27 protein-coding genes and 1 tRNA gene are annotated in these 25,683 nt (G+C 66.9%); 20 read left to right on the plus strand and 8 right to left on the minus strand.

What is annotated here, in order from left to right; genetic code table 11:
- Positions 1 to 14: 14 nt before the first annotated feature.
- The gene (locus tag ASE66_RS14335) at positions 15 to 344 is read right to left on the minus strand and encodes a hypothetical protein (protein WP_057190293.1); all 330 of its coding nucleotides are present in this window, start codon (positions 342 to 344) and stop codon (positions 15 to 17) included.
- Between the two features lie 381 nt (positions 345 to 725).
- Between ASE66_RS14335 and cysS the strand changes: the two genes are divergently transcribed.
- Together cysS and cimA are read left to right on the plus strand one after the other, a co-directional pair.
- Positions 726 to 2,195, plus strand: coding sequence for a cysteine--tRNA ligase (gene cysS, locus ASE66_RS14340; protein ID WP_057190294.1), 1,470 nt, complete (start codon positions 726 to 728; stop codon positions 2,193 to 2,195).
- 200 nt (positions 2,196 to 2,395) lie between these two features.
- Positions 2,396 to 4,051, plus strand: coding sequence for a citramalate synthase (cimA, locus tag ASE66_RS14345; RefSeq protein ID WP_082613439.1), 1,656 nt, complete (start codon positions 2,396 to 2,398; stop codon positions 4,049 to 4,051).
- A gap of 110 nt (positions 4,052 to 4,161) precedes the next feature.
- Here cimA and ASE66_RS14350 read toward each other — a convergent pair whose 3' ends face one another.
- Positions 4,162 to 4,494, minus strand: coding sequence for a hypothetical protein (locus ASE66_RS14350; RefSeq protein ID WP_057190295.1), 333 nt, complete (start codon positions 4,492 to 4,494; stop codon positions 4,162 to 4,164).
- Between the two features lie 170 nt (positions 4,495 to 4,664).
- Between ASE66_RS14350 and ASE66_RS14355 the strand changes: the two genes are divergently transcribed.
- The 6 genes from ASE66_RS14355 to ASE66_RS14380 all read left to right on the plus strand — a co-directional run bounded on the left by ASE66_RS14355 (position 4,665) and on the right by ASE66_RS14380 (position 10,523).
- Positions 4,665 to 5,294, plus strand: coding sequence for a nucleoside triphosphate hydrolase (locus tag ASE66_RS14355; RefSeq protein ID WP_057190296.1), 630 nt, complete (start codon positions 4,665 to 4,667; stop codon positions 5,292 to 5,294).
- A gap of 244 nt (positions 5,295 to 5,538) precedes the next feature.
- A complete protein-coding gene (locus ASE66_RS14360; RefSeq protein WP_082613440.1) occupies positions 5,539 to 7,449 on the plus strand; it encodes an ABCB family ABC transporter ATP-binding protein/permease in 1,911 nt (636 codons plus the stop codon).
- A 91-nt stretch (positions 7,450 to 7,540) separates the two neighbouring features.
- Positions 7,541 to 8,395 carry an AraC family transcriptional regulator gene (locus tag ASE66_RS14365; protein WP_057190297.1) on the plus strand — a complete coding sequence of 285 codons (855 nt, stop codon included), beginning with the start codon at positions 7,541 to 7,543 and terminating at the stop codon, positions 8,393 to 8,395.
- Positions 8,392 to 9,045 carry a class I SAM-dependent methyltransferase gene (locus ASE66_RS14370; RefSeq protein ID WP_082613441.1) on the plus strand — a complete coding sequence of 218 codons (654 nt, stop codon included), beginning with the start codon at positions 8,392 to 8,394 and terminating at the stop codon, positions 9,043 to 9,045. The genes ASE66_RS14365 and ASE66_RS14370 overlap by 4 nt, the downstream gene beginning before the upstream one ends.
- Complete coding sequence (locus tag ASE66_RS14375) at positions 9,042 to 9,929, plus strand: DMT family transporter (RefSeq protein WP_057190299.1); 888 nt, start codon at positions 9,042 to 9,044, stop codon at positions 9,927 to 9,929. Before ASE66_RS14370 ends, ASE66_RS14375 begins: the two co-directional genes overlap by 4 nt.
- Before the next feature lie 90 nt (positions 9,930 to 10,019).
- A complete protein-coding gene (locus tag ASE66_RS14380) occupies positions 10,020 to 10,523 on the plus strand; it encodes a hypothetical protein (protein WP_156412156.1) in 504 nt (167 codons plus the stop codon).
- Positions 10,524 to 10,578: 55 nt separating this feature from the next.
- On the opposite strand, the gene ASE66_RS14385 is transcribed toward ASE66_RS14380, so the two are convergent.
- Positions 10,579 to 10,971 (minus strand): hypothetical protein, encoded by a 393-nt coding sequence (locus tag ASE66_RS14385; protein WP_057190301.1) that lies wholly within the window; start codon positions 10,969 to 10,971, stop codon positions 10,579 to 10,581.
- 112 nt (positions 10,972 to 11,083) lie between these two features.
- A complete protein-coding gene (locus tag ASE66_RS14390; protein ID WP_057190303.1) occupies positions 11,084 to 12,085 on the minus strand; it encodes an SDR family oxidoreductase in 1,002 nt (333 codons plus the stop codon).
- A 144-nt stretch (positions 12,086 to 12,229) separates the two neighbouring features.
- On the opposite strand from ASE66_RS14390, the gene ASE66_RS14395 reads away from it, so the two are divergent.
- From ASE66_RS14395 to ASE66_RS14405, 3 genes are all read left to right on the plus strand, one after another.
- Positions 12,230 to 13,885, plus strand: a complete 1,656-nt coding sequence (locus tag ASE66_RS14395; protein WP_057190304.1) for an FAD-binding dehydrogenase — start codon at positions 12,230 to 12,232, stop codon at positions 13,883 to 13,885.
- 119 nt (positions 13,886 to 14,004) lie between these two features.
- A complete protein-coding gene (locus tag ASE66_RS14400) occupies positions 14,005 to 14,751 on the plus strand; it encodes a phosphatidylserine decarboxylase (RefSeq protein ID WP_274532955.1) in 747 nt (248 codons plus the stop codon).
- A gap of 165 nt (positions 14,752 to 14,916) precedes the next feature.
- The gene (locus tag ASE66_RS14405; RefSeq protein WP_057190307.1) at positions 14,917 to 15,774 is read left to right on the plus strand and encodes a CDP-alcohol phosphatidyltransferase family protein; all 858 of its coding nucleotides are present in this window, start codon (positions 14,917 to 14,919) and stop codon (positions 15,772 to 15,774) included.
- Here the strand turns inward: ASE66_RS14405 and ASE66_RS14410 are convergent.
- Positions 15,771 to 16,148: a hypothetical protein gene (locus ASE66_RS14410; RefSeq protein WP_156412157.1), complete on the minus strand. Its 378-nt coding sequence runs from the start codon at positions 16,146 to 16,148 to the stop codon at positions 15,771 to 15,773. The genes ASE66_RS14405 and ASE66_RS14410 overlap by 4 nt on opposite strands.
- A 286-nt stretch (positions 16,149 to 16,434) precedes the next feature.
- Between ASE66_RS14410 and ASE66_RS14415 the strand changes: the two genes are divergently transcribed.
- The 5 genes from ASE66_RS14415 to ASE66_RS14435 all read left to right on the plus strand — a co-directional run bounded on the left by ASE66_RS14415 (position 16,435) and on the right by ASE66_RS14435 (position 20,197).
- Positions 16,435 to 17,085 (plus strand): Maf-like protein, encoded by a 651-nt coding sequence (locus ASE66_RS14415; RefSeq protein ID WP_057190311.1) that lies wholly within the window; start codon positions 16,435 to 16,437, stop codon positions 17,083 to 17,085.
- A gap of 22 nt (positions 17,086 to 17,107) precedes the next feature.
- Positions 17,108 to 18,535, plus strand: coding sequence for a hypothetical protein (locus ASE66_RS14420; RefSeq protein WP_057190313.1), 1,428 nt, complete (start codon positions 17,108 to 17,110; stop codon positions 18,533 to 18,535).
- Positions 18,536 to 18,654: 119 nt separating this feature from the next.
- Positions 18,655 to 19,479 (plus strand): SDR family NAD(P)-dependent oxidoreductase, encoded by an 825-nt coding sequence (locus ASE66_RS14425; protein ID WP_057190315.1) that lies wholly within the window; start codon positions 18,655 to 18,657, stop codon positions 19,477 to 19,479.
- Positions 19,469 to 19,678: a DNA gyrase inhibitor YacG gene (yacG, locus tag ASE66_RS14430; RefSeq protein WP_057190318.1), complete on the plus strand. Its 210-nt coding sequence runs from the start codon at positions 19,469 to 19,471 to the stop codon at positions 19,676 to 19,678. Before ASE66_RS14425 ends, yacG begins: the two co-directional genes overlap by 11 nt.
- Positions 19,679 to 20,121: 443 nt before the next feature.
- A tRNA-Phe gene (locus tag ASE66_RS14435) sits at positions 20,122 to 20,197 on the plus strand.
- A gap of 131 nt (positions 20,198 to 20,328) precedes the next feature.
- Here ASE66_RS14435 and ASE66_RS14440 read toward each other — a convergent pair.
- Both ASE66_RS14440 and ASE66_RS14445 read right to left on the minus strand, forming a co-directional pair.
- Positions 20,329 to 20,940 (minus strand): hypothetical protein, encoded by a 612-nt coding sequence (locus tag ASE66_RS14440; RefSeq protein WP_057190320.1) that lies wholly within the window; start codon positions 20,938 to 20,940, stop codon positions 20,329 to 20,331.
- A gap of 234 nt (positions 20,941 to 21,174) precedes the next feature.
- Positions 21,175 to 21,459, minus strand: a complete 285-nt coding sequence (locus ASE66_RS14445) for a hypothetical protein (protein ID WP_057190321.1) — start codon at positions 21,457 to 21,459, stop codon at positions 21,175 to 21,177.
- Between the two features lie 107 nt (positions 21,460 to 21,566).
- On the opposite strand from ASE66_RS14445, the gene ASE66_RS14450 reads away from it, so the two are divergent.
- From ASE66_RS14450 to ASE66_RS14465, 4 genes are all read left to right on the plus strand, one after another.
- Entirely contained in the window at positions 21,567 to 22,049 is a 483-nt protein-coding gene (locus tag ASE66_RS14450; protein WP_057190323.1) for an MgtC/SapB family protein, read from the plus strand.
- Positions 22,050 to 22,135: 86 nt separating this feature from the next.
- Complete coding sequence (locus tag ASE66_RS14455; protein WP_057190325.1) at positions 22,136 to 22,564, plus strand: hypothetical protein; 429 nt, start codon at positions 22,136 to 22,138, stop codon at positions 22,562 to 22,564.
- Positions 22,565 to 22,788: 224 nt separating this feature from the next.
- Entirely contained in the window at positions 22,789 to 23,871 is a 1,083-nt protein-coding gene (locus ASE66_RS14460) for a helix-turn-helix transcriptional regulator (RefSeq protein ID WP_057190326.1), read from the plus strand.
- Positions 23,872 to 23,920: 49 nt separating this feature from the next.
- Positions 23,921 to 25,027, plus strand: a complete 1,107-nt coding sequence (locus ASE66_RS14465) for a helix-turn-helix transcriptional regulator (RefSeq protein WP_057190327.1) — start codon at positions 23,921 to 23,923, stop codon at positions 25,025 to 25,027.
- An 18-nt stretch (positions 25,028 to 25,045) separates the two neighbouring features.
- On the opposite strand, the gene ASE66_RS14470 is transcribed toward ASE66_RS14465, so the two are convergent.
- Positions 25,046 to 25,669, minus strand: coding sequence for a glutaminyl-peptide cyclotransferase (locus ASE66_RS14470; RefSeq protein WP_057190329.1), 624 nt, complete (start codon positions 25,667 to 25,669; stop codon positions 25,046 to 25,048).
- Between the last annotated feature and the right edge of the window lie 14 nt (positions 25,670 to 25,683).

A 25,683-nucleotide genomic window follows, 5' to 3' on the forward strand; every position in this document is an offset into this window, starting at 1 on the left:
CTCGCCCGTCGGGATTAGCCCCCGCAGGTGATCGCCAGCGGCTGCTCTGCCGGGGCGGCGCTGGTCTGGCGCGGGGTCGAGCCGGTGAAATCTTCCGGCGTGGCAAGGCCATAGGCGGTGGCGACGCGGTGGCCTTGCGACTCGCACCAGGCGTCGGCGACGATCTGGCCGCATTCCGACTTGCTGGCGATGCAGTCGGCGACGCCATAGCCGTCTCCGGCCGGGATCAGATAGGTGCGCTCGGCTTTGGGGGCGGCGACGGTTCCGGTCGCGGGCAGCAGGGCCAGCGACATTCCGGCGCCGAGGATTCCGAAGAGCCCGACCAGAGCAACGGCGCGGCGCATGATACTGTCCCTGAGACCCGACCGGGGCTGAACCTTCGACATGTCAAACTGGTTCCAAATGGTTAAGACCGCGTGAACCACGGCAATCTTGGTTGCGCGCAAACCGTCTTTCGCTTGTGGCGGCATTGCGGCGAAGAGAGCTGAAATCGCGGGAGGGCAGGGCGATGGCGCGCAAGCGTTGCGCAGCTGCCACTTGACGTAAGCGCACATGACAGGCATCACGGCTGGATGACGCGAGCCCTCGCCATTATTTGCTTGATTTGCCGCTAGCTTTCGCTGGCCGGCTGCTCACGTCATCGTCCCAACGAAAAGACAGACAGCGCCCCGGCCAGCGGCCAGGATAAGCCGTTTTTGTCGCCTTCTCGTCAGGATACCGCTTCGATGCAGCCGACCCTCAGGCTCTACAATACGCTGTCGCGGACGAAGGAGGTCTTCACCCCCGTCGATCCCGAGAACGTGCGCATGTATGTCTGCGGCCCGACGGTCTATGACTACGCCCATATCGGCAATGCCCGCCCAGTCATCGTCTTCGACGTGCTCTACCGGCTGTTGCGGCAGCTCTATGGCGAGGGTCATGTCCGCTATGCCCGCAATCTCACCGACGTCGACGACAAGATCAACGCCCGCGCCGCGCGTGATTTTCCCGATCTGCCGCTGAACCAGGCAATCGCGAAGGTGACCGAGACGACAACGGCGCAGTTCCACGCCGATGTCGATGCGCTCGGTAACTTGCGTCCCGACGACGAGCCGCGCGCCACCGGCCATATCGAGGAGATGAAGGCGATCATCGAGCGCCTGATCGCCCGCGGCGTCGCCTATGTCGCCGAGGAGCATGTGCTCTTCCACGTGCCGGCGGTCGCCGGGCTGAAGGGGGTGCCGAAGTATGGCTCGCTCGCCCGCCGCTCGCTCGACGAGATGGAGGCCGGCGCGCGTGTCGACGTCGCCCCCTACAAGCGCGACCCGATGGATTTCGTGCTGTGGAAGCCGAGCCGTGCTGGCATCGATCCGGGCTGGCCGTCGCCGGCCGGCATCGCCACGCCCGGGCGCCCCGGCTGGCACATCGAGTGCTCGGCGATGTCGATGAAGACGCTGCTCGAGCCGTTCGGCGGCGGCCTCACATGCGACGATCCCGCCCGGAACGTCTTCGACATCCATGGCGGCGGCATCGACCTCGTCTTCCCGCACCATGAGAACGAGCTGGCCCAGAGCTGCTGCGCCTTCGGCGCGGCCGGCGGCGCGCCGCGCATGGCGAACTACTGGATGCACAACGGCTTCCTGCAGGTCGAAGGCGAGAAGATGTCGAAGTCGCTCGGCAACTTCGTCACCATCAACGAGCTGCTGGCGACCGACACCTTCGGCGGGCGGACATGGCCCGGCGAAGTGCTGCGCCTTGCCATGCTCAAGACCCATTACCGCCAGCCGATCGACTGGACGGTGAAGGCGCTGGAGGAGGCGGAGAGGACGCTGGCTGACTGGGCCACGGCAGCCGGAGAGGCTGAGGCCGGGCAGGTCCCTGCTTCGGTGATCGAAGCACTGGCGGACGACCTCAACACCTCCCAGCTGCTCGCCGAATTGCACGCCCTGCGCAAAGCGGGCGACTATGCGAGCCTGAAAGCCAGCCTCGCCTTGCTCGGTATTGCTTTGCCGCAGGTTGCGGTGGCCGAGATCGATGATGCTCTGCGGGCAAAGGTCGAAGCGTCGATCGCCGCTCGCCTGGCCGCCCGCAAGGCGAAGAATTTCGCCGAGTCCGACCGCCTCCGCGACGATCTCGTCGCGATGGGCATCGTGCTCATGGACGGCAAGGACCCGGCCACCGGTGAGTTGATTACGAGCTGGGAGGTGAAGCGCTGATGCCGAACCTCAAGAAACTCTGGCCGGCCTCCGGCGTTCGTCCATCCTGTTGAAATTCACTTCGTTGAAAGAAGAACAACACCAATGACCGCCCAGGCCCCGAAGATCCGCAAGCGCGGCTCGCTCTCGATCGCGATGAAGCTCGTCATGCTCGCCATGGTGATGCCGAAGGTGTTGCGCTACCGGCTGCGGGTGAGGCGATGAGCGTCGCGGCACAAGCCACGCTGGCCGAGGCTGCGCCGCGCAAAGGCGGCGACGCGACGCTCGCCCGCATCCACCTTTTTGACACGACGCTGCGCGACGGCGCCCAGACCACGGGCGTCGACTTCTCGCTGGACGACAAGCGCGCGGTCGCGGCGATGCTCGACAAGCTTGGCATCGACTATGTCGAGGGCGGCTATCCCGGCGCCAACCCGCTCGACACCGCCTTCTTCGCGGAAAAGCCGACCAAGCGGGCGAAGTTCGCCGCCTTCGGCATGACCAAGCGGGCAGGGCGCTCGGCCGCCAACGATCCCGGCATCGCCGCGCTGCTCGACGCGAAGGCCGACGCCATCGTCTTCGTCGCCAAGAGTTGGGACTATCACGTCCACGTCGCGCTCGAGATTTCGCTCGAGGACAACCTCGACGGCATCCGCGACAGCGTCGCCACCGCCAAGGCCGCTGGCCGGGAGGTCATGCTCGATTGCGAGCACTTCTTCGACGGCTACAAGGCCAATCCCGATTATGCGCTCGCCTGCGCCCGCGCCGCCTATGAGGCCGGCGCCCGCTGGGTCGTGCTCTGCGACACCAATGGCGGCACGCTGCCGGATGAGATCAGTCGGATCGTCGCCGAGGTCGCGAAGGTCGTGCCGGGCGAGAATCTCGGCATCCATGCCCATGACGATTGCGGCTGCGCCGTCGCCAATTCGCTCGCCGCGGTCGAGGCCGGCGTGCGCCAGATCCAGGGTACGCTGAACGGCCTCGGCGAGCGCTGCGGCAACGCCAATCTCGTCACCCTGATCGGCGCGCTCAAGCTCAAGGATCGCTACAACCGCCGCTTCACGCTCGGCGTGGGCGAGGCCGAGCTCGGCGAGCTCACCCATGTCTCGCGTGCCCTCGACGAGATGCTGAACCGGGCGCCGAACCGCCACGCTCCCTTCGTCGGCGCCTCCGCCTTCGCCACCAAGGCCGGCATCCACGCCTCGGCCGTGCTGAAGGACCCGCGCACCTACGAGCATGTCGCGCCCGATCTGGTCGGTAATGTCCGGAAAGTGCTGGTCTCCGACCAGGGCGGAAAATCGAACCTCGTCGCCGAGCTGGAGCGCATCGGCGTCACCATCGGCCGCGACGATCCGAGGCTCTCGCGCGTGCTCGAAGAGCTGAAGGAGAAGGAGGCGCAGGGTTACGCCTTCGAGGGCGCCGATGCCTCGTTCTACCTGCTCGCCAAGCGCATCCTCAGCGAGCTGCCGGCCTATTTCGAGATCGAGCGCTTCACCGCCAATGTCGAGCGCCGCTACAACGCTCTCGGCGAGCTCGTCACCTTCTCGGAGGCGATCGTCAAGGTGAAGGTCGGCGAGGAATCCCTGATATCGGTCGCCGAAAGTGCGCTCGGCCCGGTAAATGCGCTCGATCTCGCCTTGCGCAAGGACCTCGGCCGCTACCAGTCGCTGATCGGCGGCCTCAGGCTGGTCGACTACAAGGTTCGTGTCTTCCAGGGCGGTACGGACGCCGTCACCCGCGTTCTGATCGAATCCGCCGACGAGACTGGCGAACGCTGGACCACGGTCGGCGTCAGCGCCAACATCATCGACGCCTCATTCCAGGCGCTGGTCGACTCGATCACCTACAAGCTGATGCGCGAGGGCGCGACGGCGTAGTCAACACGGCCGTCATTCTCGGGCGTAGCGAAGCGCAGACCCGAGAATCTCATGACCAGCTGGCTGGTTTCCGAGATGCTCGGGTCAAGCCCGAGCATGACGGGTGTCCCTCACTCCGTCAGGCGCAGCGACTTCTCCTTACAGAGATTGATGCCGTCATTGTCGCTTTCGCTCTCGTCGCTGAACTTGCCGAGCAGGTAGTAACTGCAGCCTGCCGGCTTGTTGAGCTTGATCATGATGCTCTTGCCAGGCGCCAGCGGCTTGGCGAGCTTGGCGACGAGACGGGCCTGCTCGCCCGTGGTCGTGATCTCCAGCGTCTCCAGCGGCACGGTGCGGGCATTGGTGATCTTGATCTGTGCCGGCGGGCGCGATTGCGCGAGCGCCGGCACGATCGGCAGCAGCGCGAGCGCGCAGGCGGCGGGAAGAATGCGTCGAAGCGTCATGGCGTCTTCTCCAAGGCTCGGCCTTTAAAGGCTTTAGGCCAGTCTGACATCGCAGTTGCGACGAGAAAAAGGCGGGATCGGTGTCGCTTCATGGCACCAGCGTCCGGTTGCAGACGTTGCGGACGTCGCCGATCCTGCAGCAGTGCAGCGGAGATTCCGGGCCTTTGACCATGCAGACCGCCGAGGACATCGCCGCCCGGATCGTCGAGCAGGCGCGTGGTCTGAACCGCATCATCGTCGCGCTCGCTGGCGCTCCGGGAGCCGGCAAGTCGACGCTGAGCGAGCAGCTGCTTGCGGCACTTCCCACCGGCGAGGCGGCGCTGGTGCCGATGGACGGCTTCCACTTCGACAATGTCGTGCTGGACGCGATGGGGCTGCGCAACCGCAAGGGCGCACCCGAGACCTTCGACTGCGCCGGGCTCGCGGCGACGCTGCGGCGTGTCCGCTCGGGCGACGAGGCTGTCGCCGTGCCGGTCTTCGATCGCGAGGCCGATCTTGCCCGCGCCGGTGCTGCGATCATCCCGGCCGATGCTCGTTTCGTGCTGGTCGAGGGCAACTATCTCCTGCTCGACCGGGCGCCATGGTCCAAGCTCGCGCCGCTCTTCGACCTGACCATCTTCATCGAGGTGCCACTCGCCGAGCTTGAGCGCCGGCTGCTCGCCCGCTGGACTGATCTTGGCCGGAGCGCTGAGGCCACCCGCGCCTGGGTCGATGGCAACGACCTGCCGAATGCGCGCCTAGTGATCGAAAGCAGCCGCCCGGCGGGTATCGTTTGGCGGAATGAGGCGATGGTGGGCTGAGTTGGCTGCAAAACAAAGCGCCTGTCATCCCGGGCGACCGTAGGGAGACCCGGGATCCATTCCGGAGCCTTTCCGATAGACGCTCAGGAATGGATCCCGGATCTCCGCTTCGCTGCGTCCGGGATGACAGGAGGGGTTCGAGAGGGGACAGAACAGGAAAACCGTCCCAGTCTATTTCTTCTCCCGCCCCCTGCATTCCAAAGAGAATCCGCCTATATCGGCGGTTCCATTTGGAAGCATTTCAATGTCCTCGCCTGCCACGCCGGTCTCGGCGCCTCTCGCGCGCCCCACCGTGCTCCAGCCCGGCTCCGGTTTTATCGCCACGTTCCAAGCGCTCTGGCCTTATCTCTGGCCGCCGGAGCGGGCCGATCTGCGCCAGCGCGTCGTCGCCGCCTTCGTGCTGCTGGTGATCGGCCGCCTCGTGCTGATGGGCGTGCCCTTCACCTTCAAATGGGCGACGGACGCGCTCGCCAACAACCCGACGACACTGTCGAACTGGCTGCCCTGGCTGGTCGGCGCGCCGCTAGCGCTGACCGTGATCTACGGCTTCGCCCGGGTCGGCTCGGCCGCCTTCGTGCAATTGCGCGACGCGATCTTCGCGCCGGTCTTCATGCATGCGGTGCGGACGCTGGCGCTGCAGACCTTCGGCCATCTCCACCATCTCTCGCTGCGCTTCCATCTGGAGCGCAAGACCGGCGGGTTGACGCGCGTGCTGGAGCGCGGCCGCAACGGCATCGAGGAGATGGTGCGCCTCGGCCTCAACCAGCTCGTGCCGGTGATCATCGAGGTCACGCTGATCGTGACCGTGCTGCTCTATATGTTCGACTGGCGCTATGTCGTCGTGCTGGTGACGATGGTGGTCGGCTACATGGCCTACACCATCAAGGCCACCGAGTGGCGCATCGCCATCCGCGCCCAGATGAACGAGTCCGACACCGACGCCAACGCCAAGGCGATCGACTCGCTGCTCAACTACGAGACCGTGAAGTATTTCGGCGCCGAGGCGCGCGAGACCGCGCGCTACGATGTCTCGATGGCGCGCTATGAGCGCAACTCGATCAAGGCCTACACCTCGCTCGCCTGGCTCAATTTCGGCCAGGCCGCGATCTTCGCAGCCGGCCTCACCATCTCGATGGTGATGTGCGTGCGCGGCTTCCAGGCCGGCACCAATACGGTCGGCGATTTCGTGCTGATCAACGCCATGCTGATCCAGCTCTATATCCCGCTGAATTTCATGGGCACCGTCTATCGCGAGATCAAGCAGGCGACGCTCGACATCGAGCAGATGTTCTCGCTGATCGGCCGCGATCCGGAGATCCAGGACAAGCCGGGTGCGCCCGCGCTCGACGTCCGCGCCGGCACCGTCACCTTCGAGGATGTCCACTTCGCCTATGTGCCGGAGCGGCCGATCCTGCGCGGCATCTCCTTCGAGGTGCCGGCGGGCAAGACCATTGCGATCGTCGGCCCGTCAGGTGCCGGCAAGTCGACGATCTCGCGCCTGCTCTTCCGCTTCTACGAGCCGCAGAAGGGGCGCATCCTGATCGACGGCCAGGACATCGCCGAGATCCAGCAGGTCTCGCTGCGCTCGGCGATCGGCATGGTCCCGCAGGATACGGTGCTGTTCAACGACACCATCGAATACAATCTGCGCTATGGCCGCCCAGAGGCGACGCAAGGCGAGATCGAGGAGGCCGCGCGGCTCGCCCAGATCGATCGCTTCATCAAGTCGCTGCCGGAAGGCTACCAGACCTCGGTCGGCGAACGCGGCCTCAAGCTCTCCGGCGGCGAGAAGCAGCGCGTCGCCATCGCCCGCACCATCCTCAAGGGACCGCCTGTCCTGGTACTGGACGAGGCGACCTCGGCGCTCGATTCCTTCACCGAGAAGGAAATCCAGGATGCGCTCGACCGGGTCAGCGAGGGCCGCACCACGCTGGTCATTGCCCACCGGCTCTCGACCGTGGTCAACGCCGACGAGATCATCGTCCTCGACAAGGGGCTGATCGTCGAGCGCGGCCACCATCGCGAGCTGCTGGCGGCCGATGGCGTCTACGCCGCGCTCTGGAACCGCCAGCGCCAGGTGGACGAGGCCAAGGCGACGCTGCAGCGCGCGACGGCAGAGGAAGGCGAAAGCGTCAGGGTCAAGCTGACGGAGTGACGTAATCGCTCCGCGGCGCGTGTGGACGAACGATCAAGCGACGGGCTGAAGCCGATGATATGCACGGGGCTCTCAGGGGAGGAGCCGGGGCATGTCGCTTGCCGACAAGGCGCTTTGGGTGATCGAGCGTAATTCGGGCCGGGAACTGACACTCGGCTCGATCGCGGCAGCTTGTAACGTCTCGCGGTCACATCTGGCCAACGGCTTCGGAACCGCCAGCGGCTGGCCGGTGATGGCCTATCTCCGGGCGCGGCGACTGAGCGAAGCCGCCAAGCGCCTCGCAGCCGGTGCCCCTGACATCCTCTTGGTCGCGCTCGAATTCGGCTACGGCTCGCACGAAGCCTTCACCCGCGCCTTTCGCGACCAGTTCGGAACCACGCCGGAAGAGGTTCGCAACGGCGGCAGCACTGACAGGCTGAGCCTTGTCGCGCCTTTGCGGCTGACCAACGGCCGCGCGCGGACACCGATCCCGACGCTGGGGGAGCTGCGCCGGTTGCGCCTCGTCGGCCTGTCCGCGCCGTGCTCGTATGAATCGGCGATCGGGATTCCGGCGCAGTGGCAGGCGTTCATGTGCGACCACTATGCCGACATCCCCGACAAGGCCCCGGGGATACCGATCGGCGTCTGCCGTGCGCCGGATGAGGACGGCTGCTTCGAATATATGTGCGCCACCGAGATCCGGTCGGTCTCCTCGCCCCGCAAGCCACTGGCCGCGCTGGACATCGAACCGGGGGCCTACGCGGTCTTCGACCATCGCGACCACGTCTCGACGATCTTCGACACCTACACGGCGATCTGGAACGAGGCGCTGCCCGCTGCGGGCCTCAACGCCGCGAACGGGCCCGTCCTCGAATTCCACAACGATGCCTTCGACCCCGGCACCGGGCTTGGCGGTCTGACGATCTGGATTCCGCTGCAGCGCGATGGAAACGGGAGCGGGAGATGACGGCATCAGAGATGCCCAAGGACGACGAAGCGGCGAGCCGCTCGGCTTCCAACCCATCGACCCTCGCCGGCTACGAGGGCTGTGCCGACGACTATGCCGAAACGACGGCGCCCAAGCCGGATGCGGATGACCAGCCAGCGCTGGTCGAGCTGCTGAAGGCGCTTGAACCCGGCAGCCGCCTGCTCGAGATCGGTTCCGGCCCGGGCTGGGATGCCGACTGGTTGAAGGAGAGGGGGCTCATAGTCAGGCGCACCGACGGAGCTGAGTCTTTCGTGCAGTTCCAGGCTGGCCGCGGCCGTCAGGCCGAGCGCCTCGACGTGATCAGCGATCCACTCGGCGGGCCCTATGACGGGGTCGTCGCGCTCCACGTGCTCCAGCATGTCGAGCGCGAAATCCTGCCTGCGGTCTTCGCCAGGATCGCAGAGGCGATCCGCGATGGTGGTGTCTTCCTGCTCGCACTCCGGGAGGGGGAGGGCGAGAGCGTCGAAATCGGCTCGACGGGGAGCGAGTATTACGTCGCCCTGTGGCCGCGCTCCGAGATCATCGCTGCCCTGGCGGCGCTTGGCCTCGGCTTGCTCTGGTCGCGCTCGTTCGACGGCCGCGAAGGATGTTGGCTGACCGCCTTGTTCCGGAAGGGCGCACTGCGATGAGCCGAAAGGCCTTGGTTCTCTTCTTCGCCCTCGGCGTGATCTGGGGCGTGCCCTATCTGCTGATCAAGGTCGCCGCCGCCGACTACCATCCGGTCATCGTCGCCTTCGGCCGCGCCGCCATCGGCGCTCTCGTGCTCTTGCCCTTTGCGCTGCGTGGCAACGGTATCATGGCCGGCTTCCGCAAACCGGGCTGGCTGATCCTGTTCACGCTCGCCGAGATCAGCGGGCCCTGGTTCCTGATCGGCTTCGCCGAGACGCGGGTCACGAGCTCGCTCGCCGGCCTGATCATCGCGCTGACGCCGATAATCGCGGCGATCCTCGGCGTCGTGCTCTCGCAGGAGCGGCTCGGGGCAGGGCGGCTCGTCGGCCTCGGGCTCGGCCTTGCCGGCGTCGCCGCGCTGCTCGGCTTCGACGAGCAGCCGGTGGAGCTCTGGCCGGTACTGGCCTTGGCCGCGAGCGCGCTCGGCTATGCGCTCGGTCCGATCATCGTGGCGCGCAAGCTCGCAGATGCCGACGATGGCGCAGTGGTCGTCGTCTCGCTCATCGTCGCTTCCGTCCTCTATCTACCCTTCGTCCCCGCCTATTGGCCGGCGCGTTTCCCGCTGGATGCATCGCTCGCCGTCATCGCCTTGGCCGTGGTTTGCACGGCTCTGGCGTTCCAACTGCTGTTCGCGCTGATCGCCGAGGTCGGCGCGTCACGCGCGACGGTCATCGCCTATCTCAATCCGGCAGTGGCGGTGCTGCTCGGCGTCGCTGTGCTTGGCGAGCCCTTCTCCCTTGCATTGCTGGCGGGCTTCGCGCTCATCGTCGCAGGCTCCTATTTCGCCACCGCCCGAAAATCGGTCGAAACCCAGCCTGAAGAGATCCGAGCTGGGGCGGAGTGATCCAGTTGAGAAGGTTTCCACAAAGTCCTCGCCAGGATGGCCCGGGATTTGCCAGTATGGCGCACTGCGGTTGAGGCGGGGGGCTTCATCATGTTCGTGCTCGATCCGACCACCTTGGTCGGCTTCCATACCTGGCTCAGCCTGATCGCCCTCGTCGCCGGCTTCCCGATGACGGCGGCCCTGCTGAAGGGCCATCTCAGCCCGCGCTGGAACGGTATCTTCCTCTCGACTGCCTTCGCGACCAGCGCGACCGGCTACGCCTTTCCCTTCAACAGCGTGCTGCCCTCGCACATCGTCGGCGCGGTCTCGCTGGTGCTGCTCGTGCTTGCGGGGCTGGCGCTCTACGCCTTCGCCTTGCGCGATGTCTGGCGGCGCATCTACGCGATCACGGCGGTGCTCTCCTTCTATCTGCTGATCTTCGTGCTGATCGCCCAGCTCTTCCTCAAGGTGCCTGCGCTGCACGAGATGGCGCCGACCCAGAGCGAGCCGCCCTTCGCGATCGCCCAGGCGCTGGCGCTGATCGTCTTCCTCGTCCTGACGCTGATTGCAGCGCGGCGCTTCAGCGCCGGCGTGCCATCGACCAGAGCGGCATGAAAAATGGGCGGCCGGTTGGCCGCCCAGGTTCTCACCATGATCTTATGAAGCCGCATCAGTTGCGGTCGACGTCGACGATCTCGCCGCGCCAGTTGATCTCGACGCCAAGCTCGTCACCGCGCCTGTCGGCGCCGTCGATCACCCAGACATTGCCGCTCCAGCGGGCCTGATCGATCTCGGAGACGCCGTTGCGACGCGCGATCCGGATGGCCTCGCGCTGCGAGATCGTGTCGTAACGGGCGCCATCATAGCCGCCCCGATCATAGCCTCGGCGGACATCGTCCGGCTTGTAGGTGCCGCCGCGATAGGGCGCATTGTCGTTGCTCGTCGCCCCACGCTCATATTTCGGAATGCTGTTTTCCGGTCGCAGATCGACGCCCTGTGCCATAACCGCGATCGGTGCCAGCGCCAGCGCGCCCGCCATCAAGCCAATCTTCAGGGGTTTCATCGTCATCCTCCAGGGTTGATGATGTGTCCTGAAGACTCAACCGCTGCGGGGATGATGCGTTCCGAAGTCTTTCGTGACCATTCTGCGGCAAATATTTGATCCGCCGAATGATCTACGCATGGCCACCGATGATCGGCAGAATCTCGCCGGTGATGTAGCTCGAGCAGTGCGACGAGGCGAGGAAGACATAGGCGGGCGCAATTTCCTCCGGCTGGGCCGGGCGCTTCATCGGGACCTTCGAGCCGAACTCCGCCACCGCCTCGGCCGGCCGGTCCGACGGGTTGAGCGGGGTCCAGACCGGCCCTGGCGCGACCGCGTTGACCCTGATCCCGCGCGGCAGCAGATGCGCCGCCAGCGAGCGGGTGAAGGCATGGATGCCGCCCTTGGTCGTGGCGTAGTCGATCAGCTCCTTGCTGCCCTCCAGGCCGACCACCGAGCCGGTGTTGACGATCGCGCAGCCCTTGCCGAGATGCGGCAGCGCCGCCTGGGTCAGATGGAAATAGCCATGCAGGTTGGTGCGGATCGTCGTGTCGAAATGCTCTTCGGTGAGATCCTCGAAGCGCGGCGCATGCACCTGGAAGGCGGCGTTGTTGACGAGGATGTCGAGCCCGCCCAGCGCCTTCACGGTCTTCGCCACGGCATCGCGGCAGAAGCTCGCGTCGCGAATGTCGCCTGAGAAGGCCACGCCGGTCCGGCCCTCCTTCTCGATCGCGGCGAGCGTTTCCTTCGCATCCTCGTCCTCGCCGAGATGCAGGATCGCGACATCGGCGCCTTCCCGCGCGAACAGCACCGCGACCGCCCGACCGATGCCGGAATCGCCGCCGCTGATCAGCGCGACCTTGTCCTGAAGCTTGCCCGAGCCCTTGTAGTAGGGCGCGTCATACATCGGCGCCGGATCGAGCGCCGCTTCCGAGCCGGGCTTCGCCTGGTGCTGGCGCTTGAACGGCGGCACGGGATAGAGCCGCGCGCCGGCCTGCACCGCGCCATCCTTCTTCTTCTGCGGCCGGGCGTCGGCGCGGGCGACGTCCTTCTGGATGCGGCGCTGCTGCTTGGCTGCGGCCTTCACCGCTTTGGGCTGCTTGTCGTCCTTTCGTTTCGTGGCGGTCTTGGCCATCGTCGCCTCCTTGCGCGCGTTCCCATTGCTTCGGGCAACGTGTCGTTCCCGCGCCGGTTCCGCCGACGGCCGGATGCGCCCTTGCGATCCGGCGATTTCTCGGCAAGCTCAACCGCAACGGGGATCCGGCAGCTGGGAGGGCACATGGCGCTTGAGGCGGACGTCGTCATTGTCGGCGCTGGCCTTGCCGGCCTCGTCGCCGCGGCCGAGCTGACTGACGCCGGCCGCAAGGTGATCGTCGTCGAGCAGGAACCGCGCGCCAGTCTCGGCGGCCAGGCACACTGGTCCTTCGGCGGGCTCTTCCTGATCGATTCGCCCGAGCAGCGCCGCCTGCGGATCAAGGATTCGCTCGCGCTGGCCCGCCAGGATTGGTTCGGCTCGGCCGGCTTCGACCGCGACGAGGACCGTTGGCCGAAGGCATGGGCGGAGGCCTATCTCGATTTCGCCGCTGGCGAGAAGCGGGCCTGGCTGCACCAGCAGGGCATGCGCTGGTTTCCGGTCGTCGGCTGGGCCGAGCGCGGCGGCTATCTCGCCACCGGTCACGGCAACTCGGTGCCGCGCTTCCATGTCACCTGGGGTACGGGCCCCGGCGTACTCGCACCCTTCCTGCGCCGCGTCGCGGAGGCTGAAGCGAGGGGCCTGATCGAGTTGCGCTTCCGCCACCGCGTCACCGGCCTGACGCGCAGTGCTGGTGCCATTGAGGGCGTCGAAGGCGAGTTGCTTGAGGAAAGCGCGGTCGAGCGCGGGCAGGCGAGTTCGCGCGCGGTGACCGGCAGCTTCGCGATCAAGGCCCAGGCAGTGATCGTCGCCTCCGGCGGCATAGGCGGCAATCACGAGCTCGTCCGCCGCAACTGGCCGCAGCGCCTGGGTGAGCCGCCCAAGCATATGCTCTCCGGCGTGCCGGCCCATGTCGATGGTGCCATGCTTGCCGTCACGGAGGCTGCTGGCGGCCGGCTGATCAATGGCGACCGGATGTGGCACTATGTCGAGGGCATCGCCAACTGGGCGCCGATCTGGCCGGCGCATGCGATCCGTATCCTGCCCGGCCCGTCCTCGCTCTGGTTCGATGCCCGCGGCAAGCGCCTGCCGGTGCCGCTCTTTCCGGGCTTCGATACGCTCGGCACGCTGGAGCATCTGCGCAAGACCGGCTTCGACCATTCCTGGTTCGTCACCAGCCGCAGCATCGTCGCCAAGGAGTTCGCGCTCTCGGGCTCCGAACAGAACCCGGACCTCACCGGCAAGAGCTGGCGCAAGGTCATCCAGCGCGCCCGCGCCGGCATGCCGGCACCGGTCCAGGCCTTCCTCGACAAGGGCGAGGACTTTATTGTCGAGACCGACTTCTCACGCCTGGTCTCTCGGATGAACGTGCTCGGTGGTGCCGGGCTGATCGACGAGGCAGATCTGCGGGCGCAGATCGAGGCGCGCGATCGCGACGCCGACAACCCCTATGGCAAGGACCTGCAGGTCACCGCGCTGCGCGGCGCCCGCGCCTATATCGGCGACCGGCTGATCCGCACCGCCAAGCCACATCGCATCCTCGACCCGGCCCATGGCCCGCTCATCGCGGTTCGTCTCAACATCCTGACGCGCAAATCGCTCGGCGGGCTGATGACCGATCTGTCGTCGCGCGTGCTGGGCGATGACGGCGAGCCGCTGCCTGGGCTCTACGCGGTCGGCGAAGCGGCCGGCTTCGGCGGCGGCGGCCTGCACGGCTATCGCGCGCTCGAGGGCACCTTTCTCGGCGGCTGCATCTTCTCGGGGCGCGTGGCGGGGAGAGCGGCGGCGAGGACGGTGGGGTAGGGCTCCCGGTGCAAGGGGCGGGGATTGATTGTCGCGCCATCCCCGCGCCTCTTTCGCGAAAGCGCGCAAAAGCCTAAACAGCTTCGCCGTCATGCGGCCTCAACCCCGCCGTGAAGGCGCTGCCAGATGCGCGCGCCGCGCCAACAAGAGCAACAGGACTAACGCCCATGTCTCTCGTCGACTCCGTCCGCCGGACGATCGTACCGATCCACAAGGAAGGCTATGTCTTCATCGCCATCGGCGTGGTGGCGACGCTGGTGCTCGGCCAGCTCTGGGGGCCCTTCGGCTGGATCGGCACGCTGATCACGCTGTGGATCTGCTATTTCTTCCGCGATCCCGTCCGCATCGTGCCGCAGCGCGAAGGGCTGGTGATCTCGCCGGCCGATGGCCGCATCAGCCAGATCGCCACCGCCGTGCCGCCGCCGGAACTCGATCTGCCGGCCGAGCCGATGACCCGCATCTCGGTGTTCATGAACGTCTTCGACTGCCATGTGAACCGCAGCCCCGTCGCCGGCCGCCTGCTCAAGATGGCCTATACGCCCGGCCTCTTCCTCAATGCCGAGCTCGACAAGGCGAGCGAGGACAATGAGCGCAACGCATTGGCGATCGAGACGCCGGCCGGCACCATCGCCGTCGTCCAGATCGCCGGGCTGATCGCGCGCCGGATCGTGCCCTTCGTCAAGGAGGGCGATCCGCTCGGCCAGGGCGAGCGCTTCGGCCTGATCCGCTTCGGCTCGCGCGTCGATGTCTACCTGCCGCAGGGCGTCACTCCGTTGGTCGGCGAGGGCCAGACCGCGATCGCCGGCGAGACCGTGCTGGCCGATTTCTCGGGCAACGACATTGCCCGGGTGTTCCGGGGGATTTGAGCTAAAGCCGTCATTCTCGGGCGGAGCGAAGCGCAGACCCGGGAATCTCCTGCGAGAGGGCGATGCCGCCCTTGGTCCTGAGATGCTCGGGTCAAGCCCGAGCATGACGCTATGCGCTTCGCCCAGCGCTAGCCTCCCGCCCCAAAACCACGTATTCCGGCTGGTATGAGCGACCTCTTTCCCCCTTTCGAGCCTGAGCGCGTCGAATCGAAGCGCGCCCGCTTCAAGGCGATCCCGTTCCGGCTGATCGCGCCCAATGTCGTGACGCTGATCGCCCTTTGCCTCGGCCTGACCGCGATGCGGCTGGCGGTCGACGGAAAGTTCGAATCGGCGACGATCTGCATCCTCGTCGCGGCGCTGCTCGATGGCATAGACGGGCGCCTCGCGCGCCTGCTCAAGGGCACCTCGCGTTTCGGCGCCGAGCTCGATTCGCTCTCGGATTTTGTCTGCTTCGGCGTTGCCACCGGCTTCGTGCTCTGGACCTTCGTCCTGCACGACCTGCGCTCCTTCGGCTGGATCATCGTGCTGACGCTGGCCTGCGCCATGGCGCTCAGGCTGGCGCGCTTCAACGTGATGATCGACGATCCGAACCGGCCGGAATGGCAGAAGAACTTCTTCGTCGGCATGCCGGCGCCGGCCGGCGCGATCACGGCGATGCTGCCGTTCTACCTTGAGTTCGTCGGCGTGCCGGTGCGGGAGTATGGCGCCCCCTTCGTTGGCCTCTACATCCTGTTCATCGCCTTCCTGACGATTTCGCGCATTCCCTGCTACGCCGGCAAGACGCTCGGCACCCGCGTCCCGCGCGACCAGGTGCTGCCGATCTTCGTCGCTGTCGTCGTCGTCGCCGGCCTGCTCTTCGCCTATCCGTTCGAGATGCTGGCGCTGGTCGTCGTCGCCTATCTCGCGCTGATTCCGGTCAGCGTCGCGCGTTATCGCAAGCTGGAGCGCGAGTATGCAGCGGCGGCCGCGCTGCCGACCGTCGCCGAACCGGTGATCGAGACGAATTCCGAATCTAAGGCTTAGCGCCGCTTCGCCAGCCGGCTGGCATTGGCGCGGGTACGCCGCGAGAACGGCTCCAGCGTGCTGTGGACGGCCTTGGCTGTCGCTTCGCCGAGCCCGTTCGGCGTCAGCGGGTTGAACGCCATGCTCCACCAGAACAATGTCGCGGCATGGCCGATGGCGAAACTGCTCTCGGCCATGGCGGCGGCCTTCTCGACCATGGCCTTGCCGGCCTCGCGCTGGCCCCTGGCGTCGCCGAGCGCGCCCTTGGCCAGGATCGGTAGCCGCATCGCGATGGTGAGCCCGGCATCGACCTGCATCGCGACCATCTGGGCGAGGACGCTTTGCGCGTCCGCCGCCAGCGCGACAGTCGAAGCAGATCCAGTTCGTGACGCCATGGCGAAAGCTCTCCGGTGACGAGAAGGGGGCCGCATAGGCCGAGCCTCGCGGGTCGCCGCCACGCCCGCCTGTCTGATGTGGCGACCTAAACGAATTAGTGCAATCCGGAACCATGCATGGCGGTGCCCAAATTCTGGGCCTTGCACAGGAGATGCAAGGAACCATGCGCGACGCCCCGGCCGCATGCAACCATGCCGTGATCGCGAAAGTGGTTCCCAGTTCGGCGGAACATGCTCTAAAGCCATGCGGGAAATCCGTTCTCGACGCGCAGCGAGCCGACACGCTTTGAATCTCTTCAGCTCCCAGAAGCCGCCGGGCTGGCGGCCCAAGCTGGTCCTGGCTTCGGCCTCGCCGCGCCGCCTCGCTCTGCTCGAACAGGCCGGTCTCAAGCCCGACGCGCTGTTGCCGTCGGATCTCGACGAGAGCCCGCTCAAGAGCGAGCGCCCGCGCGACCTCGCCCGCCGGCTCGCCCGTGCCAAGGCCGAGGCGGGGCTCGCCGGGCTGAAAGGGCGGCCCGATCTCGAAGGCGCCTATATCCTCGCCGCCGACACGGTCGTCGCGGTCGGCCGGCGCATCCTGCCCAAGGCCGAGATCGTCGACGAGGCGGCCGCGTGCCTCCGCCTGCTCTCCGGCCGGGCCCACCGCGTCTATACCGGCGTCGCGCTGGCGACCCCCTCCGGCTCTATCCGCGAGCGCATCGTCGAGACCCGCCTGCGCTTCAAGCGGCTCTCCAATGACGATATCGAGAATTATCTCGCCTCGGGCGAATGGCGCGGCAAGGCCGGTGCCTATGCCATCCAGGGCATCGCCGGGTCGTTCGTCGTCAAGCTCGTCGGCTCCTATACCGGCGTGGTCGGCCTGCCGCTCTACGAGACGGTCAATCTGCTCGGCGGCGAGGGCTTCCCGATCCGCTTGGGCTGGCTGAATGTCGGCTGAGCGAACCTGAAGCCAGGCGATCATGGTCCTGATCTGGCTCTCGCCGCTCATCCTCTTCCTTGGATTGATTCTCTCCGGACGCACGGCGCTGACCGCCGGCACGCTGGGCACGATCTGCGCCGCGCTTGTCGCCTTCTTCGCCGGTCCCGCGCAGCCGGATGCGGCCGCGATCATCAGGCATTTCGCGGCCGGCGCCTGGATCGGCCTGCCGGCGACGCTGGTCATCATCGCCGGGCTCGCCTTCTCACTCAGCCTCGAGCGGGCGCAGGCCGATGTCGACCCGGCCCGTCCCGAGCATGGCGCGCTCGCCGAGGCCTGCCTGCTGCGTGGGCCGTTCCTCGAAACCGCGACCGGCTTTGGCGTCGGCTATGTCGTCGCGGTCTCGGGCGCCCGCCGGCTCGGCGTCGACAAGGCGCCGGCGCTGGCGCTCGCCACCTTCAGCCAGATCCTGGTGCCCTGGGGCGCGCTCGGCATCGGCACCAGGATCAGCGCCGATATCGCCGGTGTTTCGCTGACCGCGCTGATCTGGCGGATCGCGGTCGTGACCGCCCTGCTCGGCGTGGCGCTGCTGCCGCTGTTCTGGCGGCTGTCGCGCCAGGCCGGCCTGCCGCCCGCACTCGCCGACCGCATCGAATGGGCCGGCCTCATCCTGCTGCTGATGGCCCTTCTGGTCGCAGCCAATCTCACGCTGCCGCTGGAGCTCGCCGCCATCGCGGCGCTCGCGCCGGTGATGCTGCTGCGCTTCCTGCGGGTCAGGGGCTGGGCCGGGCTCGACCGGGCGCTGCTGGACCGGCTCATGCCCTATATCGCGCTCGTCGTCGCGCTGGCGCTGATGCGGCTGGTGCCGGCGATCCATGACCGGCTGGAGCACCCGTCCTTCAAGCCGTTCGCCGATGCCTCGGCCTTCACTCCGCTGCTCTCGCCGGCCCTGCCGCTGATCGTCATCGCGCTCGTGGTCGCCATCCAGCAAGGCGGGACGAAGCTGGCCGTGGGCTTGATGAAGCTGACGCTGCAGCGCGCGGGGCGCGCGGCGCTGCTGACCTTCCTGCTCGTCGGCATGGCCTGGATCATGGTCGGCTCCGGCCTCGCCGGCGGCATCGGCCTCGCCGTCAGCAGCGTGCTCGGCTCTTGGTCGGCCGGCGTCGTGCCTATTGCCGGCGCGCTCGGCGGCTATCTCACCGGCTCGAACACCGGCGCCGGCGCCGTCTCGATGCCGCTCGCCACCGCGCTCGTCCCGGCCGGCGAGGCGCGGCTCGCGGTGATCGCCGCCGCGGTCGTCGCCGGCAGCCTGCTCACCGCGGTGAGCCCGGTCCGCGTCACCATGGGCCAGGTCCTGATCAAGGCGACGACGGCCGAGACCGGGCAGGCGATGCGCTCGCTCTGGCCCTGGTTCGCACTGGTCGTCGGCCTCACCACGGCCATCGCCCTCGCGGCCGCGCAGCTCGCCTGAGCATCTGGAGCGCATGCCGGCGTGCATGCCATGCGCTTGCTCCAGAGACGGCGAGTGCCGATGGTGGCGCCATCACAAAGGCTCCGATAGCGAACGAACGCAGGGCAGGGAACACCGGTATGACGAAACGTCTCGAAGGCAAGGTCGCGATCGTTGCGGGCGCGGGCTCGATCGGCCCGGGCTGGGGTAATGGCAAGGCGACCGCGACCGTGTTCGCCCGCGAGGGCGCCAGGGTCGTCTGCGCCGACCGCAATCTCGAGGCGGCCGAGGAGACCGCGAGCATCATCAAGGGCGAGGGCGGCGAGGCCTTCGCGATCCGCACCGACGTCACCAGTGAGGACGATCTGCGCGCCCTCGTCGAGGCGACGCTCAAGGCCTATGGCCGCATCGACGTGCTCGACAATAATGTCGGCATCGCCGAGGTCGGCAGCGTCGTCGACCTGCCGCTCGAAACCTGGGAGCGCGTCTTCAAGGTCAATGTGACCGGCTGCTTCCTGACGATGAAGCACGTCATCCCGGTGATGCAGCGCCAGTTCGCCGAGGACGGGCGGGGCGGCTCGATCATCAACATCTCCTCGATCGCCTCGATCCGCCACACCGGCGTGCCCTATGCCAGCTATGGCGCCAGCAAGGCGGCGATGAACCAGCTCACCCGCACGACGGCGGCGCAATACGCGCCCGAGAAGATCCGCGTGAACGCCGTGCTGCCCGGGCTGATGAAGACGCCGATGGTCGAGCATTCGGCCGGGCTCGCCCAGACCTATGGCAAGGGCGACGTCGCCGCGATGTGGGCGGCGCGCGATCGGCAGGTTCCGATGGGCCATATGGGCGAGGCCTGGGACGTTGCCTGGGCAGCGCTCTTCCTCGCCAGCGACGAAGCGCGCTATGTCACCGGCATCGAGCTTCCTGTCGATGGCGGAGTGACCTTGCAATATGGCGCCTGAACAACCCGAGAATCCCGCCCCGCCTGCGCGGCCCTGCCCGATCTGCGGCAAGCCGGCGGTGCAGCGCTTCAAGCCTTTCTGCTCGGGCCGCTGCTCCGACATCGACCTCGGCCGCTGGCTCAAGGGCAATTACGTGATTCCGGGCGAGCCGGTGGAAGAGGCCGAGGAAGTGCCGACGCGGCGGGGCGAGGACGACTGAGCCCGGCAAAGAAAGGCCCGGCGTTTCCCTCTCGGGAGGACGCCGGGCCGTTCTCTGACCGCCGCGCGACGAGTCAGGACTTTCCGTGTGGGCTGATCGCCCTGAATTCCGCCTCCCGCGCGATCGAGCCACCGGTACATCCGCGGCTTGCTCCAGATCGGCGGTAGGCACGGCGCCGTTTCCAGCGCCGCCGCATCAACTTGGCCGCGTCGCTTTGGTTCCAGGGTTTATTCACGCCGGAAAGACGGCCGTTCTGGCAGCTTGTCGGATTGGCGGCGCCATCCGCTCCAGCGCAGCAAAACGGCCGTGCAGGCCGCGGGTTCGACGCTTGTGTGGGCTCTAATGAAAATTTCAGAGGGGCAGGATCGTTTGTCGGCTGGACAGCCCATGCCCATGCCTCTATATCGCCTCCACCAACCGGAGCGCAGCGCGCTTCGCGGGACGCCCAGGTAGCTCAGTTGGTAGAGCATGCGACTGAAAATCGCAGTGTCGCTGGTTCGATTCCAGCCCTGGGCACCATTTTTCCGCTGAGCGCTGCTTTCTCAAAAAACTGGTTTCTAGCGTCCCGACACTTTGTGTCCGGGTCTGTCCTTGCTGCTGAACTGGACATTGAAGCTTCTGAATCAGAGTCTCTGCAGTTTTGGCGATTGTTAGCCGCTAGCAGGCTCTTGCACAGCGTCGAACACGTGAACATCGGCCCCAACGCGGACGCGGATCTGATAGGTCTTCTGCTTCGCATCTCCTGCAGGAGGTGCAATGCCAACCGTGCCGCCGTACCACTCGCCCGGCAGTAATGTGTGATCCTTGATGTAATCATTCTCAAGGCGAGCCATGTTTGCTTGCCCTTGAGCGATTGAGGACTCAATCATCGCTCCATTCTGCGCCGAGGCGTTTGCCGATGCGATTGCCGCTGCTGCCGGGCTGTAGCCGGTCGTTGTGGCGATGTAAGTTCCGCGGGGCGTATAGATCGTGCTGTTCGACCGATAATAGCCTGCCTGCGACGCCGCAGCTGCGTTTGCACCGGCGGCGACACCGACGAGGATGGCAGAGACGACCTGCCGTGTTTTCTCTTCCTGCTGCAGCTTCTCGAAAGTCAGAACTTCGAGGGGCTGCCCCGTTGTACCTGCACCGAAAGACTGTTCGACCTGAATCTCGGCGACCGTGAAATTCTGCGGCGCCTTTCCACGGTTTTGCATGGCGACAACGAAGCCAACACGCTGACCGGCCGGGATTTCACGGCCGCTGCGGCTCAGCAGAACCACGGATTCTTTGCCTACTGAAGAAACCGCAGGCTTACCCTCCCGCATCAATGCGGTCTGTCCAGGCCCAGCGTTGAATCGTACACGATCAGAAACGCAGCCGGTTGCCACAGCAGCCACAAGGACCGCGCACCCCACCCTAATCATCGCTCCCCCCGAGGCTGCAGCTTTTTGTTCTTGGCAGCCAACACAAGCGTAAGTTGCTGGAGCGAAGGGCGTCAATTCAACCTATGTCGATCACGACAGTCGCCGATCCCGAATGTCGTAAATCTGTTCGGCTAGATTCTGATACTCCGCCAGCAACTCCTGCAACGGCCCGATATCCCGGAAGGCCCGCTGATCCTGCTCTTCCTCGCCTTGCTCGTCCCAGGCGGTGATCGCCTCGTCGGCGGCGGCCATCTGATCTGCTGACGGGGAGGGTGGTGGCGTGGCGCCGGTTTCCTCGACAAGTCGCAGGGCGATCTGGCGGCGCAGTTCGTCTGCGCGTTGGAGCATCGGCTCGAGCGGGTCGGTGTAGGGCATCTGTCGAACCTTGCTTCGCCAATCCGGATCACGAAAGCCGCTCGCGGCAACACCTTGCTTCCTCGCGCGTTGAGGCCCGACGAGCAATCGCTGTGGGGGAGAGTGGCATGAATTTCGGCAACATCAGTTTCGACATCTGGCGCGAGATCGATCTGTTGCTGCGCCTGCTGGCCGGGATGGCGGCCGGGATCGTCGTCGGCTGGGAGCGCACTGGCAAGCAGCAGGCGGCCGGCATCCGCACCTTCGGGCTCGTCGGCCTCGGTACCGCCGCCGCGGCGACGATCTTCAGCGAGCCGCATGAGATCGACGCCGCCAGCCGCGTCGTGCAGGGGCTGATCACCGGCATCGGCTTCCTGGGCGCCGGCGTCATCGTGCTGCGCGAGGGGCAGACGACACCGCAGGGCATGACAACGGCGGCGGCGATCTGGGTCACGGCGGCGCTGGGCTGCGCCGCCGGGCTCGGCGATCATGCGATCGTGCTCTCGGCGACCGTGCTCGCCTTGGGCCTGCTGATCGTCGATCATTCGATCGAGCGCCGGGCCGGCCGGCCGGCGCCCACGGCAGAGAACGGCGGTGAGGGAACTGGCTGATCGGCCGGGCAGTTGTCCTGCCACTCCCATCGAGGCGTGACATCCGGCAGAATGCCTGCCGCGGACAAGAAGGCGAGGGCAGGGCGATGATGGCACGCGCGATGATGGCGGCAGTCCTGGCCGCGCTGCTGCTGGTCGATCCGGCGCTCGCCCAGATCGGCACGCCGGGCAATGCGCCGCTGGCGCCGGGGGGCGCGCGCCAGGGCCTGGGGCCGCCCTCGATCTTCGATAGTACGCCCGACATCAGGCTACATGCGCCGGGACCAGGCGGCCTGCCCGGCGCCGGCCCGCCGGTCGACTATGGCGGGACGCCGCGCGGCGCGCCGCGCTCGTCGAATCCGATCTACATGCCGCGCTACGGGGCGGTCGATGATCCCTCGCCCCGGCGAGCCGTCGTCGCCTATTGCAAGACCCCGCGCCGGGCCTGCGCGGCGCCGAGCCGCGCCCGGGCCGGCGCGGCCTGCTCTTGCCGCCTGCCGAACGGGACGCGGCTGCGCGGACGTGTCGCCCGCTAGAGTATATTCGAGCGAAGTGGACACCGGTTCGTGTGAAGAAAATGCGATAAAACAATGAGCTGGAGCATGTCCGCGATTCGGAGAAACGCGGACATGCTCTAGTGCGGCAGGGGGCTTCCGGCGGCGGCGATCGATGTTTTAGCTTCCGTTAGGGCTTGTCTTGCCTGGTGGTTCTGCCGTTCACTGAATAACGGTTGTATCGCCGTGAAAGGGGCGCCCGGCGTTTGTCGATACTCAGGGACGTTGCCGACGACATCTATGAGGCTGCCTTCGATCCGGAGAGATGGCCGCGCGTCATCGATCGGATCAGCCTGCGCAGCGGCGCCGAGTCCGGCGGGATGATGGTGTTCGACAGCACCCGGCCAATCAGGAACCTCGCGACCGGGCGCACGGCCGATCTCCTGGCGAAGGTGTCGGAGGGCGGCCACTGGAAGCTGGACCGCCGCATCCCGTTCTTCTTCGCCAATCCGCTCAGCGGATTCGTCATCGCGGACGAGTATTTCTCGCCCGAGATCGCCCAAGACGAGACCGCGATGCTGGGGCAGGCGCTTGGCTTCGACCAGCAGGCCGGCACGATCATCCCGATGCCGACGGGCGAACTGGTCGTCTTCATCCTCAACCGGCTGCGCGAGGAGGGGCGTTTCGACCCGTCTCTGACCGCGGCGCTGAACGAGTTCCACCCCCATCTCGCGCGCAGCGCCTATCTGGCGGCGCGGCTGAGAATGGAGCGGGCGCTCTCGGCGGTGGCGGCGCTGCAGGCCCTCGGCGTGCCGGCGGCCGTGCTCTCGGGCAAGGGCAGGGTGATGGCGAGCAACGCCCTGATCGAGAGCGTCTCGCAAACCCTGATCCCGCTCGCCTTCGGCGGCCTCGGCCTCGCCCGCCCGGCCAACAACAAGCTGCTGCAGGAGGCGCTCACGGCGGCCCAGGGCGATCAGGAGGCCGCCGCCCGTTCGATCCCGGTGCCGGCCGAGGATGACTGGCCGGCGATGATCGTCCATGTCGTGCCCTTGCGGCGCTCGGCGAGCGACATCTTCTCCGGCGCCGCCATCCTGATCGCCGCCGTCACGGTGAGCGCGAGCCGCCTCGTGCCGTCGCTGCAGGTGCTGATGGGCCTGTTCGACCTGACCCCGGCCGAGGTCAAGCTCGCGGCGGCCCTTGCGAGCGGCTTGTCGCTGGAGCAGGCCGCGGCCCAGGCGCGTATCCAGAAGACCACGGCGCGCACCCATCTCGACGGCATCTTCCGCAAGACCGGTACGCGCCGCCAGGGCCAGCTCGTGGCCCTGTTGAAGGGCGCGCAGCTATTGTGATGGTCCGTGCTCCACGCAGCGCTCCGCGGACAGGCTCGGGATAGCCGCTATGGCCGAAGACCTGATCGATCGGATCTACGAGGCGGCGTTCGTCCCCGAAAAATGGTCGGATGTCCTGACGCGTGCCTCGCGCCTGTCGGATTCCGCCACCGGCTCGATTCTCGTTCTGAGCGACAAGTCGCCCGTTCGGGGCAAGTTGAGTTCCGCGTCTTCGGATCGTGATGAATCGCTCAGGGACGTCCAGCGCGTCTTCGACGAGTTCGTGAATGGCGACCATTGGCGGTTTCCCGGCGTGCTGCGGATGTACAATTTGCAGCCGGCCCGTTTCGTCCATGTCGAGGCGTTCATGACGCCCGAAGACATCGAACGCGATGCCCAGAGGATGCGTCTGCGGGCCCTCGGCATCGGCGCCCATCTCTGCACGGCGGTCCCGATGCCGGGCGGAGAGCTGGTCACCTATGTCTTCCAGCGCTGGCAGGAGGATGGCGACTACCGCCAAAGCGAGATCGAGGGGCTCGACAGGCTTCGGCCGCATCTGGCGCGCGCAGGCCTGATGGCGGTGCGGCTGGGATTGGAGCGCGCCCATACGACCGTTTCGGCTCTCCAGGCGATGGGGCTACCGGCGGCGATCATGAGAAGCACGGGCCCGGTGCAGGCGGTCAACGCCTTGATGGAAGCGATGGCCTCGGTCTTCCGGCCGGCGGCGCTCGGCCGCATGGCCATTGCCGACGCCGAGGCCAACCGGTTGTTCCAGCAGGCCGTTGCGGCGGCGCGGGCCGACATCGAGCCCTCGGTCCGCTCGATCCCGATTCCGGCTACGGATGAGCGGCCGGCCCTGATCGTTCATCTCCTGCCATTGCGTCGATCGGCGCTCGATATTTTTTCGGGCGCGGACCTGCTGGTCGTGGCGACCAGGGTCTCGGCGAGCACCGCCGTCCCGTCACCGACCATCCTGACCGGCCTGTTCGATCTGACGCCGGCCGAGGCGAAGCTGGCGACATCCCTGGCAGGTGGGCTGTCACTGGAGGCGGCGGCGGCCGAGAGCGGTGTCCAGATGACCACGGCGCGCACCCATCTCGATCGCATCTTTCGCAAGACGGGGACGCGCCGCCAGGGCCAGCTCGTGGCTTTGCTGAAGGGCACGCAGCTGCTCTGAGCGCGGGGCGCCGCGCCCTCAGCCGCGCTTCACCGCCCTGACTGTCCCGCCCTGGCCGCTCCCGCAATAAAAGCGACCGCCGCCGGCCTCCATGCCCGAGACGAAGGTCCCTTCCGGCATGCGCATGGCGTCCAGCACCTTGCCGGTCTCAGGATCGACCCGGCGGATCTCGCTCTCCTCATCCTCCCAGGTCGCGTGCCAGAGCTCGCCATCGCTCCAGGTCACGCCGGTGACGAAGCGGTTGGATTGCAGCGTGCGCAGCACCTTGCCGGTTTCCGGGTCGATCTGGTGGATCTGGCGCTCGCGGTAGTGGCCGACCCAGAGCGTGCCCTCCGCCCAGGCGAGGCCGGAATCGCCGCCGCCGGCCGGGGCGGGAATGGTCGAGAGCACGCGCCCGCTCTCCGGATCGATCTTCTGGATGCGGTCCTCGGCGATCTGGTAGAGGTGCTTGCCGTCGAAGGCGGTGCCGGCATGGGCGGGCACGTCGAGGCTGCGCACGGTCTGCCCGCTCTCCGGATCGAGCGCATTGAGCCTGTCGCCCGAGGCGAACCAGACTTGTCTGCCGTCATAGCTGACGCCGTGCACGGCCTCGACGCCGGGGAAGGGGCCGTATTCGCGCAGGATGGTGGCTGTCCTGGTCATGAGATGATCTCCTC

The sequence above is a fragment of the Allobosea sp. Root483D1 genome (assembly GCF_001429505.1).
Taxonomy (GTDB): domain Bacteria; phylum Pseudomonadota; class Alphaproteobacteria; order Rhizobiales; family Beijerinckiaceae; genus Allobosea.

Coding starts and splice junctions, on each gene's coding strand:
- cimA (WP_082613439.1), top strand. CDS start 2,396: ATGAGCGTCGCGGCACAAGCCACGCTGGCCGAGGCTGCGCCGCGCAAA.
- ASE66_RS14360 (WP_082613440.1), top strand. CDS start 5,539: ATGTCCTCGCCTGCCACGCCGGTCTCGGCGCCTCTCGCGCGCCCCACC.
- ASE66_RS14375 (WP_057190299.1), top strand. CDS start 9,042: ATGAGCCGAAAGGCCTTGGTTCTCTTCTTCGCCCTCGGCGTGATCTGG.
- ASE66_RS14380 (WP_156412156.1), top strand. CDS start 10,020: ATGTTCGTGCTCGATCCGACCACCTTGGTCGGCTTCCATACCTGGCTC.
- ASE66_RS14335 (WP_057190293.1), bottom strand. CDS start 344: ATGCGCCGCGCCGTTGCTCTGGTCGGGCTCTTCGGAATCCTCGGCGCC.
- ASE66_RS14420 (WP_057190313.1), top strand. CDS start 17,108: ATGGTCCTGATCTGGCTCTCGCCGCTCATCCTCTTCCTTGGATTGATT.
- ASE66_RS14355 (WP_057190296.1), top strand. CDS start 4,665: ATGCAGACCGCCGAGGACATCGCCGCCCGGATCGTCGAGCAGGCGCGT.
- yacG (WP_057190318.1), top strand. CDS start 19,469: ATGGCGCCTGAACAACCCGAGAATCCCGCCCCGCCTGCGCGGCCCTGC.
- ASE66_RS14385 (WP_057190301.1), bottom strand. CDS start 10,971: ATGAAACCCCTGAAGATTGGCTTGATGGCGGGCGCGCTGGCGCTGGCA.
- ASE66_RS14405 (WP_057190307.1), top strand. CDS start 14,917: ATGAGCGACCTCTTTCCCCCTTTCGAGCCTGAGCGCGTCGAATCGAAG.
- ASE66_RS14450 (WP_057190323.1), top strand. CDS start 21,567: ATGAATTTCGGCAACATCAGTTTCGACATCTGGCGCGAGATCGATCTG.
- ASE66_RS14425 (WP_057190315.1), top strand. CDS start 18,655: ATGACGAAACGTCTCGAAGGCAAGGTCGCGATCGTTGCGGGCGCGGGC.
- ASE66_RS14390 (WP_057190303.1), bottom strand. CDS start 12,085: ATGGCCAAGACCGCCACGAAACGAAAGGACGACAAGCAGCCCAAAGCG.
- ASE66_RS14410 (WP_156412157.1), bottom strand. CDS start 16,148: ATGGCGTCACGAACTGGATCTGCTTCGACTGTCGCGCTGGCGGCGGAC.
- ASE66_RS14470 (WP_057190329.1), bottom strand. CDS start 25,669: ATGACCAGGACAGCCACCATCCTGCGCGAATACGGCCCCTTCCCCGGC.
- ASE66_RS14395 (WP_057190304.1), top strand. CDS start 12,230: ATGGCGCTTGAGGCGGACGTCGTCATTGTCGGCGCTGGCCTTGCCGGC.
- ASE66_RS14445 (WP_057190321.1), bottom strand. CDS start 21,459: ATGCCCTACACCGACCCGCTCGAGCCGATGCTCCAACGCGCAGACGAA.
- ASE66_RS14365 (WP_057190297.1), top strand. CDS start 7,541: ATGTCGCTTGCCGACAAGGCGCTTTGGGTGATCGAGCGTAATTCGGGC.
- ASE66_RS14455 (WP_057190325.1), top strand. CDS start 22,136: ATGATGGCACGCGCGATGATGGCGGCAGTCCTGGCCGCGCTGCTGCTG.
- ASE66_RS14350 (WP_057190295.1), bottom strand. CDS start 4,494: ATGACGCTTCGACGCATTCTTCCCGCCGCCTGCGCGCTCGCGCTGCTG.
- cysS (WP_057190294.1), top strand. CDS start 726: ATGCAGCCGACCCTCAGGCTCTACAATACGCTGTCGCGGACGAAGGAG.
- ASE66_RS14370 (WP_082613441.1), top strand. CDS start 8,392: ATGACGGCATCAGAGATGCCCAAGGACGACGAAGCGGCGAGCCGCTCG.
- ASE66_RS14465 (WP_057190327.1), top strand. CDS start 23,921: ATGGCCGAAGACCTGATCGATCGGATCTACGAGGCGGCGTTCGTCCCC.